The following is a 13,811-nucleotide window of genomic DNA, read 5'->3' as shown; positions in this document are numbered from 1 at the left end:
GTTTCCGTGCTGAGAACACGGTCGCGTCGGTTCAGCGGTATCGAACTCGTTCCGATCATCGTGGCCGCGCTGCTGGTGCTGGCGCAGATCGGATATCCGCTGACCTCCGGGGCGGCGCGGGATCGGGTGACGGTGGCCGTTGTGCTGTTGTCGGCCGGGGTGGCGCTGGCGCATGCGGCCCTCGCGCGTGGGCTGGGTTATGCGGGCGGGTTTCTGGTGATCGTGTCGGGGGTGGGGCTGGTCGCGGAGATGGTGGGGGTGGCGACCGGGTATCCGTTCGGGTGCTACGACTATGCCGTCGATCGGATCGGGCCCGCGGTGGGCGGGGTTCCGCTGCTGGTGCCGCTCGCCTGGACCGGCGGGCTGTATCCGATCTGGGTGGTGGCGGGGCTACTGACGACCGGGCGCGATGCGGTCACCGGGCGCGGTGTGGTCGCGGCGCGGATCGGGCTGACGGCGCTCGGGGCGGTGGGGTGGGATCTGTTCCTGGATCCGCAGATGGTGGCGGACGGGCAGTGGCGATGGTGCGACACGGGATCGGGATTGCCGGGGCTGGCGGGGATTCCGTGGACGAACTACGCGGGCTGGTTCGCGGTCGGGATCGTGATGGCCGGTCTGCTCACGCTGTGGGAGCGGCGCAGGGTGGTGCGCTCGGCATCGATCGCGGTGCCGGTGGCGGTATTCCTGTGGACCTGGCTCGGTTCGGCGCTCGCGCACGCGGCGTTCCTCGGCCTGCCCGCATCGGCGCTGTACGGGGCGGCGGGGATGGGGCTGCTCGGTATCCCGTTGCTGCGGCGACTTGTCCGGAATCGGTGACCGCGACCCGATCGACGCACCCGGCTTCGGGTTGTCGCGTGGCTAATGCGGGGTCGGGCCTGGCACCATGTGAGCCGTGCAACCTAGCCCGATGACCACTGAACCCGATGCCCCGGTACCACCGCGCCGCACCGGCCTGCGGATAACGGGGGCGGTCGTGCTGGCCGCGCTGCTCGTGCCGATGCTGGCCGCTTGCCTGCGTGTCCAGGTATCGATGGGTGTGTCGTCGAACGACCGGGTGTCCGGGCGGATCGTGGCCGCGGTGGTCCCGGCCGATGCCAACGACAAAGGGCCGCAACTGACCGCGCCCGAGGCGCTGGTGGGCAAGGTGCGGGTCGAGACCTACAACCAGGACGGCTATGTGGGCAGCAAGGTCTTCTTCGAGGATTTGTCCTTCGGCGAGGTGACCCAGCTCGGCGCGCTCTCCGAGCAGACCCAGGGCATGTTCCAGCTGACCCTGCAGCGCACCGGCGATCTGGTCAGCCTGAACGGGCGCGTGGATCTGAAATCGGTGCCGCCGCACGGTTCCGATGTGCAGTTCACGGTGGCGTTCCCGGCGCGCGTCGCCAAGACCAACGGCAATCGCGACGACGACTCCACCGTCTCCTGGAAGCTGCCGCCCGGTGACGTGTCCACGATCCGGGCCGAGGTCAGCTACGCCGACCCCAATACCCGTTCGTTCGCCGGCTGGGCGGGCATCGTCGGCGGCATCACCCTGGCGGTCGCCGCCATCGTCGCCGCCATGGCCTACATGAATCGCAACCCGCCCGCGCCGGGCACCGAACGGTTCTCGCTGAACGAGTGGTGGCGCATGGTGAAGGAAGGCAGCTGACCCGTCACGGCAATCGGTTGACGACGATGGTCGAAGTCGGCCCGCAAATGTATCGAGGCCGGACATCGCCGCGCGCGGTAGCCGATCGGCTCGCGCTGGCGGGGACCGGAATCGCGCTGACCGGTTTCGGTGTGGCGCTGTACAACCGGGTCGCCGTGCGCCGGCTGGCCGTGGGGATCACAATCGTCGAGCCGGTCACCGTGTGCATCCCGGCGCGTGACGAGGCAGACCGGCTGCCCGCGCTGATCGGTGACCTGCGTGCGCAACTCGGTGTCGCCGACCTGCGCGTGCTGATCCTCGATGACGGGTCCGCCGACGGCACCGGCCCCGCGGCCGCGGCCGCGATCGGGAGTGATCCTCGTTTCCTGATGATCCGATCCGAGGACGAACCCGCGCCCGGCTGGACCGGGAAGGCGGCCGCTTGCGCCCGGCTCGCCGATCTCGTGGACACCGCGGCGCTGGTTTTCCTCGATGCCGACGTGCGGCTCGGCCCGGGGGCGATCGCCGCCGCCGTGCACGAATTGCGCAGGCGCGAGGTGGCGTTGGTGTCGCCGTGGCCCGCCCAGCGGGTCGGCTCGACCGCCGAGGCCTTGGTCCAGCCGCTGCTCTGCTGGTCCTGGGCCACCACGCTGCCGGTCACCGTGGCCAATCGCACGCGCAGACCGTCGATGGCCCTCGCGTGTGGTCAGTTCCTGGTCTTCGACACCGCCGCCTACCGCGCCGTCGGCGGCCACGGCGCGATCGCCGCCAGCCCGACCGAGGATCTCGATATCGCGCGCGCCCTGCGGCGCGGCGGCCGCCACACCGCACTGGTCGCGGCCGGAAGACAGGCCGAGACCCGAATGTATCGGGGTGCCACCGAACTCGACGCGGGCTACACCCGCTGGCTCTGGTCCGCCTACGGCGGTTCACCATTCGCCGCGCTGGCCGTGGGAGCCATTGCCGTCCTGGCCTATTGGGTGCCGCCACTGGTCGCCCTCGGCGGTTCCGGCCGGACCCGCCGGATCGGGTTCGCCGGTTACGCGGCGGCCGTCGCCGGTCGTCTCCTGGCCCGGTCCACCGAAACCGCGACCGGCCTCACGCGCACGGATGCTCTTGCCGCACTGGCCCATCCGGTCTCGGTAGGCGCGTATGTGATGCTCTCCCTGCGATCCCACCGAGCCCGTCGACTGGGCAACCTGGTGTGGAAAGGCCGTCGGCTACGACAGCCACCGGACTGAGGATCGGTCTCGTCGCGCGCGGGCCTACCTGCCACCGATCGCCCGGGTCGGTTCCCGGTGGCGGCGGCCGCGCCCGTCACGGCACATCGACGATGCCGATGGTCGGAAGGTAGAAGCAGGTCCGGGTATCGGTGCGGGAACTGCCGAATACCGCGGCCAGGACGGTGCCGCTGCCGGTGTCGACCGGGACGGCGCGGACGCCGGTGTCGGGGACGGTGGCGGTGAAGAGTTCGCGGACAGCCTGTTCGGCCAGCGGGCGTAGCAGGTCGGGTACGCCGGGTGACACCATGTGGGCGAAGACGTCGGTGAGCGGGCCCAGGGCGGCCAGGCCGCCGTCGCCGGTGGAGATATTGAGCCAGGCGACGCGCAGGGTGGGATCCTCGGCATCGTCGGAGGCGGCGGGGACGAAGGCGAACAAGGTCTGACCGGTCTCGACCGCGGTCAGGTCCAGGCCCGGGATGGTGAGCGTGTGGACAGGCCACGGGCCCGATACCGCACCGGCGAGGGCGGGGTCGTCCAGGGCCAGGCCCGTGTCGTCGCACAGGGTGGCCGTCGGATAGAGGAACGGGGTCACGCCGAGGGCTTCCAGGGCGGCGACCGCGGGACCGGCGGCACCCGGGCGGGCCACCGCCCCGCGCGGCAGGTCGAACGCGACGGACGCGTCGTCGATCGAGGCAACCGGGTGCTCCGGAGTCGCGGCGGCGGGGCCGATCGCGGTGACGGTGGCCATGGCGACGAGCGCGGCGAGCCGGCCGAGCGACCTCCGCGCACGGGAGGCATCGAGTTGAACGGGCACTGCGAACCTCCTCGACGGCGGAACGAGCGGAGGTTCAACGGTACGCCCGCAAACTCCGAAAACTTGGTATTTCCGATGTCGGCGGCGTGCGGACCGTAGAGCGGGGTCCGGACCATAATCCGCCCTCCCGCCGCTGGTGACCAGCACTGCGCTCACCGTGATTTCTACTCTTGTCACCGAGATCGCCTGCTACCCATGATGGTCCGGCAACCATCCAGAGCGATCGAGAGACCTGGCTCGCCGACATCGCAGCAACCCCCCGGCGCGCCGGGTGCGGGTGCTTCCGCCAGGACCGATGGAGGACCTACCGATGCGTCGCCCGCGCCGAATTCCCCGGAGTACCACCGTGATCCGCACCCGTCATCGCCTCGCCACCGTCACCGGCCTGCTGGCCCTCGCCGGCACCGTGGTCGCCTGCGGCGGCGACGCCGGCGGCACCCGGGCCGACGCGGGTCCCCCGCGGCCCGGCGGCACGCTGCGCTACGGCCTGTCCCAGGCGGCGTCGTGCTCGGACCCCGCGCAGGCGGGCAGCAACCAGACGCTCTACGTCACCCGGCAGATCGTCGACTCGCTGACCGATCAGGATCCGGCCTCCGGCGCGTTGCGCCCCTGGCTGGCGCGCAGCTGGGAGGCGAGTCCCGACGCCACGGTGTTCACCTTCCGCCTCGCCGACGACGTCACCTTCAGCGACGGCACTGCGCTCACCGCAGAGTCGGTGCGCGAGACCTTCGATTCGATCGTGCGGCTCGGCGCGGCCAAGGCCCCGCTCGGCAACGGGTATCTGGTGAACTACGTCGGCACCACGGCGGTGGACCGGCTGACCGCACGGGTCGAGTTCAGCAAACCCAACGCACAGTTCCTCCAGGCGACTTCGACGCCGCAACTGGGCATTCAGGGCGCGGCCACCACCGCGAAACCCGCCGAGCAGCGGTGCGACGGCAGCAATGTCGGATCGGGACCGTTCGTGTACACCGCCTATCGGCAGGACGTGTCGGCCACACTGCGCAAGCGAGCCGGATATGCCTGGGGCTCCGCGGTTTTCGCACACCAGGGCGAGGCCTACCTGGACGGCATCGAGTTCACCGTCGTCCCGGAGTCCGGCGTGCGCACCGGCAGCCTCACCTCCGGGCAGCTGGATGCGATCAGCGACGCGCTGCCCCAGGACCTGCCGCTACTGGAGGCGGCCGACGCGCGCCTGCTCACCGCCCCGAACCCCGGCATCCCGTTCGGCCTCCAGCCCAATCTGACACGCGGCCCGCTGCGCGATCCGCTGGTGCGCCAGGCGCTGCTGCCCGCGATCGACCGCCAGCAGCTGGTCGACACCGTGCTCGGCCCGCAGTTCAAGCCCGCGACCAGCGCGCTGGCCAGTACCACACCCGGCTATCAGAATCTGTCGGCGCGGCTGGCGCACGATCCGGCCCGCGCCCGCGCCCTGCTCGATCAGGCGGGCTGGGTGCCGGGCGGCGACGGTATCCGGGTGCGTGGCGGCGAGCGGCTCAGCTTCGGCGTGGTGTTCACCCAGGTGTTCGCGGGCAACAAGGCGATCCTGGAGCTGGTGCAGCAGCAGCTGCGCCAGGTCGGGGTGGAATTGCGGCTGGATCTGGTCTCGCTGGCCGAGACCACGGCGCGGCAGAACGCCAAGGACTACGACACCTACTACTACAACACCACGCGCGCGGACGGCGACATCCTCCGCAACGCCTTCACGGTGCAGGGACGCAATCTCAATGTGCGCGAACGTATTCCAGCACTCGACGACATCCTGGAGGGACAGTTGAGCGCCGGGGACCAGGCCGCGCGGCTCGCCCTGATCGGCACCGCGCAGGAGCGCGTGCTGGACGCGGGGCTGTGGATCCCGACCGTGGAACTGTCCCAGGCGATCGGGGCCGCACACACGCTGCACGACCTGAAATTCGAGGCGTCCGCGCGACTCCAGTTCTTCGACGCCTGGCTGAGCGAGCGCTGACCCGTGCCGCGATATCTGACAGCTCGTGCGGCACAGGCACTCTGGGTGCTGTGGGCCGCGTTCACCGTGTCCTTCGCGGTGCTCTACCTGCTGCCCGCCGATCCGGTGTCCATCGCCGCGGGCGCGGACCTCGGCGCGCCGACCGATGCCGCGGCGATCGCCGAATTGCAGGCCCGCTACGGCCTGGATCAGCCACTGTGGCAGCAGTACTGGACCGCGCTGACGCACGCGCTGTGCGGCGATCTGGGCCATTCCATCAGCACCGGCCAGCCGGTGACCGAGGCGATCGGCGAGGCGCTGCCCGCGACCCTGGGCCTGGCCGCGCTGACACTGCTCTTCGCCGTGCTTGGCGGCGTCGGGCTGGCGCTGACGGCTACCGCCACCCGGCGTCCGTGGCTGCGCGCCGCCCTCGCCGCGCTGCCCTCGATCGGCGTCGCGGTGCCCACCTTCTTCACCGGACTGCTTCTGCTGCAACTGTTCTCGTTCCGCTGGCGGCTCGCGCCCGCGTTCGGCGGACAGAGTTTCGCGGGCACCGTGCTGCCGGCGCTGACCCTGGCGCTGCCGATCGGCGCGGTGCTCGCCCAGGTGCTGATCTCCGGCGTGGAGTCCACCTGGCGGCAGCCGTTCGTGGATGTCGCACTGGCCAAGGGCGGTTCGCGCTGGTGGGTACGGCGCCGGCACGTGCTGCGCCCGGCCAGCGTGCCGACCTTCACCATCGCGGGCGTGCTGGTCGGTCACATCCTGGCCGGTGCCGTGGTGGTGGAGAGCGTGTTCGCGCGGCCCGGGATCGGGCGGCTCACCCAGAGCGCGGTACTGGCCCAGGACATTCCGGTGGTGCAGGGCGTCGTGCTGCTCAGCGCACTCATCTTCGTCGCGGTGAACCTCGCGGTCGATCTGATCTATCCGCTGCTCGACCCGCGCATCGCCGCCCGGCGCGACAACGCCGCGCCGACCATTCTCAGCACCACCGAGGAGGTGTCCGCCCGTGCCTGAGCACGATCCGACCCCACCCCCGCTCGATCTGCCCGCGACCGTCCTGGCCGAGCTCTTCGAGTTCACCCGGGGCCCACTCGCCGCCGGGTTCGGTTTCACGCCCTGGCTCCCCGTCGATCCGGCCGCGCCGCGGAGTTCTGGACGTTGGAGCTGGCTGCGTGCCGACGCCGAGTCACCGTGGGCCTTCGCGGCGATCGCGGAGGCGGTGCGCACCCATGGTTGATCTGCTCGGCAGACGCGCCGCCGTTCTCCCCCGGCCGCGACCGCTGTCCTGGATCCGGTTACGCGCCAACGCCTTCACGGTGCTCGCCGCGGTGGTGGCGCTGCTCGCGTTGGGCTGGGCGCTGTTCCCCTCGGTATTCGCCGGTGGTGATCCGCTGACCGGCGTTCCCGCGCAGAAGTTCCAGCCGCCCGGTGCCGAACACTGGTTCGGCACCGACAATCTCGGGCGCGACCTGTACACCCGGATCGTGCACGGCGCGAGCCTGTCGCTCTCGGCGACGCTCACCGCTGTCGCCATCGCGCTGGTCGCCGGGTCGCTACTGGGACTGCTGGCGGGTGCGGCGGGCGGCATCGTGGACACCGCGATCATGCGGGTGGTCGATGTGCTGCTGGCCATCCCGTCGCTGCTGCTGGCCCTGGCCCTGGTCACGGCGTTGGGCTTCGGCACCCGCAATGTGGCTGTCGCCGTTGGTGTTTCGCTCATCGCCAATTTCGCCCGGGTGATGCGCTCGGAAGTGCTGCGGGTGCGCGCCGAGACCTACGTGGAGGCGGCGCACGCGAGCGGGGTCCGCTGGTACGCCGTACTCGCCCGGCACGTCCTGCCGAATTCCGCGCAGCCCGTGCTCGCGCTCGCGGCCGTCGAATTCGGGATGGCGGTGCTGTCGGTGTCCGCGCTGAGCTTTCTCGGCTACGGCGCGAAACCACCTACGCCGGAATGGGGTTCGCTCATCTCCGAGGGACGCGGCTACCTCGCGCTGGCCTGGTGGCTGACCCTGCTGCCGGGCGCGGTCATCATCGCCGTGGTGGTCGCCGCGCAGCAGCTCGGCCGCGCCGCCGGACCGGCGGTCCGGCGATGAGCCGGGGTACGCCGGGCGTGGTTGCACCGCGAGGGGGTGCAACCACGCGCACCGGTCCGGGCGCGACCGGCGCCACGCTGCTGCGGGTCGAGGACCTCGCGGTGCGATACGGCTCCGCCACCGGTTCGGTTACCGCGCTGGGCGGTGTGTCGTTCACCTTGGCGCCCGGCGAGGTGGTCGCGCTGGTCGGCGAATCCGGTTCGGGGAAGTCGACGCTCGGGCACGCGCTGCTCGGGCTGCTCGACCAGCCCGCGGAGATCACCGGCGGAACCATCACCTTCGACGGGCGCCCGGTCGCACACGAGGACGAACGCGCCTGGCGACGCCTGCGCGGCGCTCGCCTCGGATTCGTTCCGCAGGATCCCGGCCTGTCACTGAATCCGGTTCGGCGCGTGGGTGACCAGGTCGCCGAGACCCTGCTCGTGCACGGGCTCGCGGCACCCGCGCAGGCGCGAGAGCGGGCGATCCGCCTGCTCGCCGACGCCGGACTGGACCGGCCGGAGCTGCGGGCGCGCCAGTATCCGCACCAGCTGTCCGGCGGGCAGCGGCAACGGGTGCTGATCGCCGCCGCGCTGATCGCCACCCCCGACCTGGTGATCGCCGACGAACCGACCAGCGCGCTGGACACCACGGTGGCCCGCCGGGTCCTGGATCAGCTCACCGCCCAGACCACCGCGCGCGGCACCGCGGTGCTGCTGATCACCCACGATCTCGCGGTGGCCGCCGAACGGGCGGACCGGCTGATCGTGCTGCACGACGGCGCGATCGTCGAGACCGGGCCCACCGCGGACCTGCTGCGGGCGCCACAGCATCCGTACACCCGACGGCTGCTGGCCGCCGCGCCCAGCCTGGCGCCGTTCGAGGGCTTCCGTTCGCCCCGGGCCGACGGCCCGCCGCTGCTGTCGGTGCGCGAGGTACACAAGCGATTCGCCACGCGCGGGGGTTCGGTGACCGCGGCCGACGGCGTGAGCTTCGAGCTGCGCCGCGGCGAAACCCTGGCGCTGGTCGGCGAATCCGGCTCCGGCAAGTCGACCACGGCACGAATCGCTTTGCGGCTGCTCACCCCCGACAGCGGAACGGTCGCCTTCGACGGGCACGACCTGACCCGATTGCGCGGAGCCCGGCTGCGCGCGCTGCGCCGGCGCATCCAGGTGGTGTACCAGAACCCTTACGCCTCACTGGATCCCCGCTGGCGGGTAGCGCGCATCATCGCCGAGCCGCTGCGCGCCTTCGGTATCGGTGCCCGCACGGCCCGGGTCGGCGAACTCCTGGACCAGGTCGCGCTGCCGGCGACTGTCGCACAGCGCCGGCCCGCCGAACTCTCCGGCGGGCAGCGCCAGCGCGTAGCGATCGCCCGCGCGCTGGCGCTGCACCCGGAACTGCTGGTCCTGGACGAACCCGTCTCGGCGCTGGACGCCTCGATCCAGGCCCAGATCCTCGAACTGCTGGACCGGCTGCAAGACGAACTCGGCCTGAGCTATCTGTTCATCTCGCACGACCTCACCGTGGTGCGACGGATCAGCGACCGGGTCGCGGTCATGCGGCACGGCCGCATCGTCGAAACCGGCTCCACCGCGGACATTTTCAACTCGCCGCAGCACGAATACACCCGCGAGCTGCTCGCGGCCGTACCCAGGGAGAGGATTGCCGCACATGACTGATCCGAGATTGTTTCTCGGCGTCGAACCCGCAGGACCGGGCGTCCACCCGGCCGCCTGGCGCCGCCCCGACTCGGCCGCGGAGCACCTGTTCACCGGTGCGTACTGGGTGGACGTCGTCCAGGCCGCCGAAAAGGCCGGGGCCGACGCGGTTTTCCTGCCCGACGGGTTCGCGCTGCAACCCGGCGGACCGGGCGTCACCCGGAGCCGGCTCGACGCGGTTGCGGTCGCCGCGCGGGTCGCGGCGGCCACGCACGGCATCGGACTGCTGCCCCAGGCCGCCGTCACCCACACCGAGCCCTTCCACCTGTCCAAGGCGATCGCGAGCCTGGACTTCGCCGCGCTCGGCCGGGCGGGCTGGGAGGTGACCGTCTCCGAGACCGCGGCCGAGGCGAAAGCCTTCGGCCGCAAACAGGTTCAGGATGCGGCGGCACTGTGGCACGAAGCGGACGAGGCAATCGAGGTCGTCACCCGGCTGTGGGACAGCTGGGAGGACGACGCCGAAATCCGCGACGAGCCCACCGGGCGGTTCATCGACCGGGACAAGCTGCACTACATCGATTTCGCCGGGGACAACTTCTCGGTGCGCGGTCCCTCGATCACCCCGCGGCCACCGCAGGGGCAGCCGATCGTGGTGGTGCGCGCCGCACACCCCGAGAGCACGGCCGTCGCGATCCGCCGCGCGGATCTGATCCGGGTCGCCGCCACCGACCTGGCAGCGGCCCGTGCCCGCCGGGACGAGTTGCGCGCCGCGCTGGCCGCCGCCGATCGGGATCCCGATTCGGTGCGCGTCCTGCTGGATCTGGACCTGCACCTCGCCGACACGGTCGAAGCGGCCCGCGCGCAGGTTCGCGAGCTCGATCGCTGGGCCGCGGCGGACTCCCCCGCGCTGCGCCACCTCGGCACCACCGCGACCCTGCGCGCCCTGCTCGACGAGATCGGGCGCGACCGGATCGCCGACGGTGTCGTGCTGCGGCCGCTGGCCACCGCGCCGGTCCTGGCCCGCCTCACCGAACTGAACCGTAAACCCGTGGCGGGCACCGGGTTCCGGCACCGGCTCGGCCTGCACCGCCCCCTCAGCCGCTACGCGTCGCCGAACCGAGAGATCCATGCCACCACGTAGACAAGTCCACCTCGCCGCGCACTTCCCCGGCGTCAACAACACCACCGTCTGGGCGGATCCGGAGTCCGGCAGTCAGATCGACTTCGCCTCCTTCCGCCACCTGGCCCGCACCGCCGAACGCGGACTGTTCGACTTCTTCTTCCTGGCCGAGGGGCTGCGGCTGCGCGAGCACCGCGATCGCATCCACGACCTGGACGTGGTGGGCCGCCCCGACACCTTCACCGTGCTCAACGCGCTCGCCGGGGTCACCGACCGGCTCGGCCTGGCGGGCACCATCAACACCACGTTCAACGAACCTTTCGAGCTGGCAAAGCAATTCGCGACCCTGGATCACCTCTCGGGCGGCCGCGCCGCCTGGAACGCCGTCACCTCCTCCGACGCGTTCACCGGCGAGAACTTCCGCCGCGGCGGCTATCTGGAGCACAGCCAGCGCTACCAGCGCGCCGCCGAGGTGGTCCAGGCCAGCCGGGCGCTATGGGCCAGCTGGCCCGACGACGCGCTGGTGGTGGACCGCGACACCGGCGTATTCGCCCACGATGTCGCCGAAACCCGGATCCGCTCCTCACAATTCGAGATCGACGCCACCTTCGTCCTGCCGCCGAGCCCACAGGGCTACCCGGTGCAGTTGCAGGCGGGCGATTCCGACGAGGGCCGCGAATTCGGGGCCGCCACCGCCGATGCCATCTTCACCGGCCACGGCACACTGGCAGCCGGGCAGAAGTTCTACGCCGACCTCAAGGGCCGCCTCGCGAAATACGGTCGCGCACCCGAGGACCTGAAGATCCTGCCCGCCGCCACCTTCGTGCTCGGCGACACCGAGGCCGACGCGCATGAGCGCGCCCACCACATCCGCCGCCAGCAGGTCGGCCCGCAGACTGCCCTCGCCTTTCTCGAACAGGTGTGGGGCCGTGACCTTTCCGGTTACGACCCGGACGGGCCGCTGCCCGAGATCGAACCGGCCGACAATGTGAACATCACCCGCGGCCGGGTGCGGCACGCCAAGGATCCGCGCGCGGTCGCCGAGGCCTGGCGCGCCAAGGCCGAGGCGGACAAGCTCAGCATCCGCGAACTCATCATCGAGGTCACCGCCCGCCAGCAGTTCGTGGGAACGCCCGCGCAGGTCGCCGCCCGGATCGACGAGTACGTCCAGGCCGAGGCCGCGGACGGTTTCATTCTCGTTCCGCACCTCACCCCCGGCGGGCTCGATGAATTCGTCGACCGGGTCGTCCCGGAACTCCAGGACCGCGGCAGCTTCCGCACCGCCTACACCGGCACGACCCTGCGCGACCATCTCGGCCTGCGCCATCCCCGTCACACCGTCCACGAAGGAGCCCGCGCGTCATGACCACCAGCACCGCAACCGAATTCGAGACCGACTGGGCCCGGTGGCATCGGGACCGGGAGGCGCAGCTGCGCGACCCGCTCGGCTTCCTGAGCCTGACCGGACTGCATTGGCTCACCGATCAGCCCGAACGTCTCGCGAACGTGCCCGGCACCTGGTGGGTGACCGACGACAAGGTCTTCGTCACCGCCCAGCCCGGTGACCGGCTCGCGCACGCGGACGCCGAGATCGCCGGTGTGCAGATCCTGACGCCGGTCGAAGGCGCGCCGGGACTCGAAGTGCGACATGGTGATCGGATCCTCGAGGTGATCCGGCGCACCGGCCGGTACGCGGTCCGGGTACACGACCCGGCGGCCCCGAGCCTGATCACCTTCGAGGGTATTCCGGTCTACGCGCCGGACCCGCGGTGGGTGGTGACCGGTCACTACCGGCCCTTCGACGCGCCGCAGACGCTCACCACGGGCGCGGTGGTCGAGGGTTTGGAACACCATCACACTGCCACGGGCACCATCGAATTCAGCATCGACGGCGTGACCGAACAGGTGGTGGCCTTCGGCAGCGGCACGGATCTGCGGGTGCTGTTCACCGACGCCACCAGCGGTGTCACCACCTATCCGGCGGCACGGTCGCTGGCCGTCGGCGCACCCGCCGCCGACGGCACCGTAGATCTGGATTTCAACCGGGCAGCGAACCTGCCCTGCGCCTTCACCGATTTCGCGACCTGCCCCATCGCGCCCGAACAGAACCGGTTGCGGGTGGCCGTCGAGGCGGGCGAGCGGCGGCCGGGTGGCCGGGCATGAGCGTTCCGCTGTCGATCCTCGATCTGTCGCCGATCAGCGCCGGGTCCACCGCGCAGCAGGCGCTGCGTAACACCGTCGATCTGGCCCGCCGCGCCGAACAGTGGGGCTACCACCGGTATTGGCTGGCCGAACATCATTTCGTCGCGGTGGCGAGCTCGTCGTCGATCACGCTGCTCGGGTTGATCGCGGCGGCCACCGACCGGATCCGGGTGGGTACGGCAGCGGTGCAGGTCGGCCACCACACCTCGGCCTCGATCGTGGAGGCGTTCGGCACCGTCGACGCGCTCTACCCTGGGCGGCTGGACCTGGGCATCGGCCGCTCCGGGCATCGCAAGACCCAGTTCGGGGCGGAACCGGCCCGGCCGAAGCGCCCGGCGATCGACACCGCGACCGGGCGCACCGAGGTCCGCGACGGCGTGGTGATCCCGCCGCCGTTCGATCCCGGCCGAATCGCCGACCGATCCAAATACCTCGCCGGTCTGCACGCACTGCACCAGGAGGGCGCGCAGCCGCAGGACTTCGCCGAACAGGTCGACGACATCCGCGCGCTGCTGGCCGACACCTACACCACCCCGGACGGATTCGCGCTGCGGGCGGTGCCGGGTGCGGGCGCGAAGGTCGACCTGTGGCTGTTCGGCAGCTCCGGCGGAACCAGCGCCGAGATCGCCGGACGGCTGGGACTGCCGTTCGCCGCGGCCTACCACGTCGCACCCGGCACCGCGCTGGACGCCGTCGAGTCCTATCGGGCCGCCTTCCGGCCCTCGGTGCGGCTCGCCGAACCCTACGTGGTGCTCTCCGCGGATGTGGTGGTGGCCGAAACCGATACCGCCGCACAACATCTGGCCTCCAGTTACGGCCACTGGGTACACGGGATCCGAAGCGGAGCGGGTGCGCCGGAGTATCCGGACCCCGACACCGCCGGACCGCTGACCGCCGACCAGCAGCGGCTGGTGGCCGACCGGGTCGCGACCCAGCTCGTCGGCTCGCCCGGCACGGTGACCGACCGGCTCGCGGCCCTGCAACGCGTCAGCGGGGCGGACGAACTGCTGATCACCAGTGTCACGCACCGGCACGCCGACCGGCTGGACTCGCATCGGCTGCTGGCCGAGGCGTGGGACGCCCGCGCTACCCGCGCGGCGTGATTTAGCTACCTCACCGTGCCGCTCGCCGGTGCACCCGGCTGGTG

At 71.3% G+C, this 13,811-nt stretch carries 13 protein-coding genes and 1 riboswitch; of the genes, 12 read left to right on the top strand and 1 reads right to left on the bottom strand.

All coding sequences use genetic code 11. The features are described from left to right. The first annotated feature begins 9 nt into the window (after positions 1-9). From ACFVMC_RS17675 to ACFVMC_RS17665, 3 genes are all read left to right on the top strand, one after another. On the top strand, positions 10-816 hold the full coding sequence (locus tag ACFVMC_RS17675; protein WP_379211563.1) for a carotenoid biosynthesis protein: 807 nt from the start codon (positions 10-12) through the stop codon (positions 814-816). A gap of 91 nt (positions 817-907) precedes the next feature. Continuing rightward, the gene (locus tag ACFVMC_RS17670; RefSeq protein WP_379211398.1) at positions 908-1,648 is read left to right on the top strand and encodes an LppM family (lipo)protein; all 741 of its coding nucleotides are present in this window, start codon (positions 908-910) and stop codon (positions 1,646-1,648) included. 47 nt (positions 1,649-1,695) lie between these two features. Continuing rightward, positions 1,696-2,868, top strand: coding sequence for a glycosyltransferase (locus ACFVMC_RS17665; RefSeq protein ID WP_379211561.1), 1,173 nt, complete (start codon positions 1,696-1,698; stop codon positions 2,866-2,868). 76 nt (positions 2,869-2,944) lie between these two features. Here ACFVMC_RS17665 and ACFVMC_RS17660 read toward each other — a convergent pair whose 3' ends face one another. Next, positions 2,945-3,664, bottom strand: coding sequence for a hypothetical protein (locus ACFVMC_RS17660; protein ID WP_379211397.1), 720 nt, complete (start codon positions 3,662-3,664; stop codon positions 2,945-2,947). Between the two features lie 207 nt (positions 3,665-3,871). Beyond that, a riboswitch (SAM riboswitch) is annotated at positions 3,872-3,966 on the top strand. 8 nt (positions 3,967-3,974) lie between these two features. Between ACFVMC_RS17660 and ACFVMC_RS17655 the strand changes: the two genes are divergently transcribed. Genes ACFVMC_RS17655 through ACFVMC_RS17615 form a run of 9 tightly spaced genes read left to right on the top strand, consistent with a single transcriptional unit; the run spans position 3,975 to position 13,767 of the window. Continuing rightward, entirely contained in the window at positions 3,975-5,630 is a 1,656-nt protein-coding gene (locus tag ACFVMC_RS17655; protein WP_379211396.1) for an ABC transporter substrate-binding protein, read from the top strand. Positions 5,631-5,633: 3 nt separating this feature from the next. Then, positions 5,634-6,623: an ABC transporter permease gene (locus ACFVMC_RS17650; RefSeq protein ID WP_379211394.1), complete on the top strand. Its 990-nt coding sequence runs from the start codon at positions 5,634-5,636 to the stop codon at positions 6,621-6,623. Then, positions 6,616-6,846: a hypothetical protein gene (locus ACFVMC_RS17645; protein WP_379211392.1), complete on the top strand. Its 231-nt coding sequence runs from the start codon at positions 6,616-6,618 to the stop codon at positions 6,844-6,846. Before ACFVMC_RS17650 ends, ACFVMC_RS17645 begins: the two co-directional genes overlap by 8 nt. Beyond that, entirely contained in the window at positions 6,839-7,702 is an 864-nt protein-coding gene (locus ACFVMC_RS17640) for an ABC transporter permease (RefSeq protein WP_379211391.1), read from the top strand. The genes ACFVMC_RS17645 and ACFVMC_RS17640 overlap by 8 nt, the downstream gene beginning before the upstream one ends. Beyond that, positions 7,699-9,363 carry a dipeptide ABC transporter ATP-binding protein gene (locus ACFVMC_RS17635; protein WP_379211389.1) on the top strand — a complete coding sequence of 555 codons (1,665 nt, stop codon included), beginning with the start codon at positions 7,699-7,701 and terminating at the stop codon, positions 9,361-9,363. Before ACFVMC_RS17640 ends, ACFVMC_RS17635 begins: the two co-directional genes overlap by 4 nt. Next, entirely contained in the window at positions 9,356-10,483 is a 1,128-nt protein-coding gene (locus tag ACFVMC_RS17630) for an LLM class flavin-dependent oxidoreductase (protein WP_379211387.1), read from the top strand. The genes ACFVMC_RS17635 and ACFVMC_RS17630 overlap by 8 nt, the downstream gene beginning before the upstream one ends. After that, complete coding sequence (locus ACFVMC_RS17625) at positions 10,470-11,828, top strand: NtaA/DmoA family FMN-dependent monooxygenase (RefSeq protein WP_379211385.1); 1,359 nt, start codon at positions 10,470-10,472, stop codon at positions 11,826-11,828. The genes ACFVMC_RS17630 and ACFVMC_RS17625 overlap by 14 nt, the downstream gene beginning before the upstream one ends. Beyond that, positions 11,825-12,625 carry a DUF1684 domain-containing protein gene (locus ACFVMC_RS17620; RefSeq protein WP_379211383.1) on the top strand — a complete coding sequence of 267 codons (801 nt, stop codon included), beginning with the start codon at positions 11,825-11,827 and terminating at the stop codon, positions 12,623-12,625. The genes ACFVMC_RS17625 and ACFVMC_RS17620 overlap by 4 nt, the downstream gene beginning before the upstream one ends. Further along, positions 12,622-13,767: an LLM class flavin-dependent oxidoreductase gene (locus tag ACFVMC_RS17615; protein ID WP_379211381.1), complete on the top strand. Its 1,146-nt coding sequence runs from the start codon at positions 12,622-12,624 to the stop codon at positions 13,765-13,767. The genes ACFVMC_RS17620 and ACFVMC_RS17615 overlap by 4 nt, the downstream gene beginning before the upstream one ends. The last annotated feature ends 44 nt before the right edge of the window (positions 13,768-13,811 follow it).

Origin of the sequence: Nocardia sp. NPDC127579 (genome assembly GCF_042672005.1) — a bacterium.
In the GTDB taxonomy this organism is placed as follows: Bacteria; Actinomycetota; Actinomycetes; order Mycobacteriales; family Mycobacteriaceae; genus Nocardia.
The sequence above is the reverse complement of the archived record's forward strand: the minus strand, read 5'-3'. Positions and strand labels throughout refer to the sequence as shown.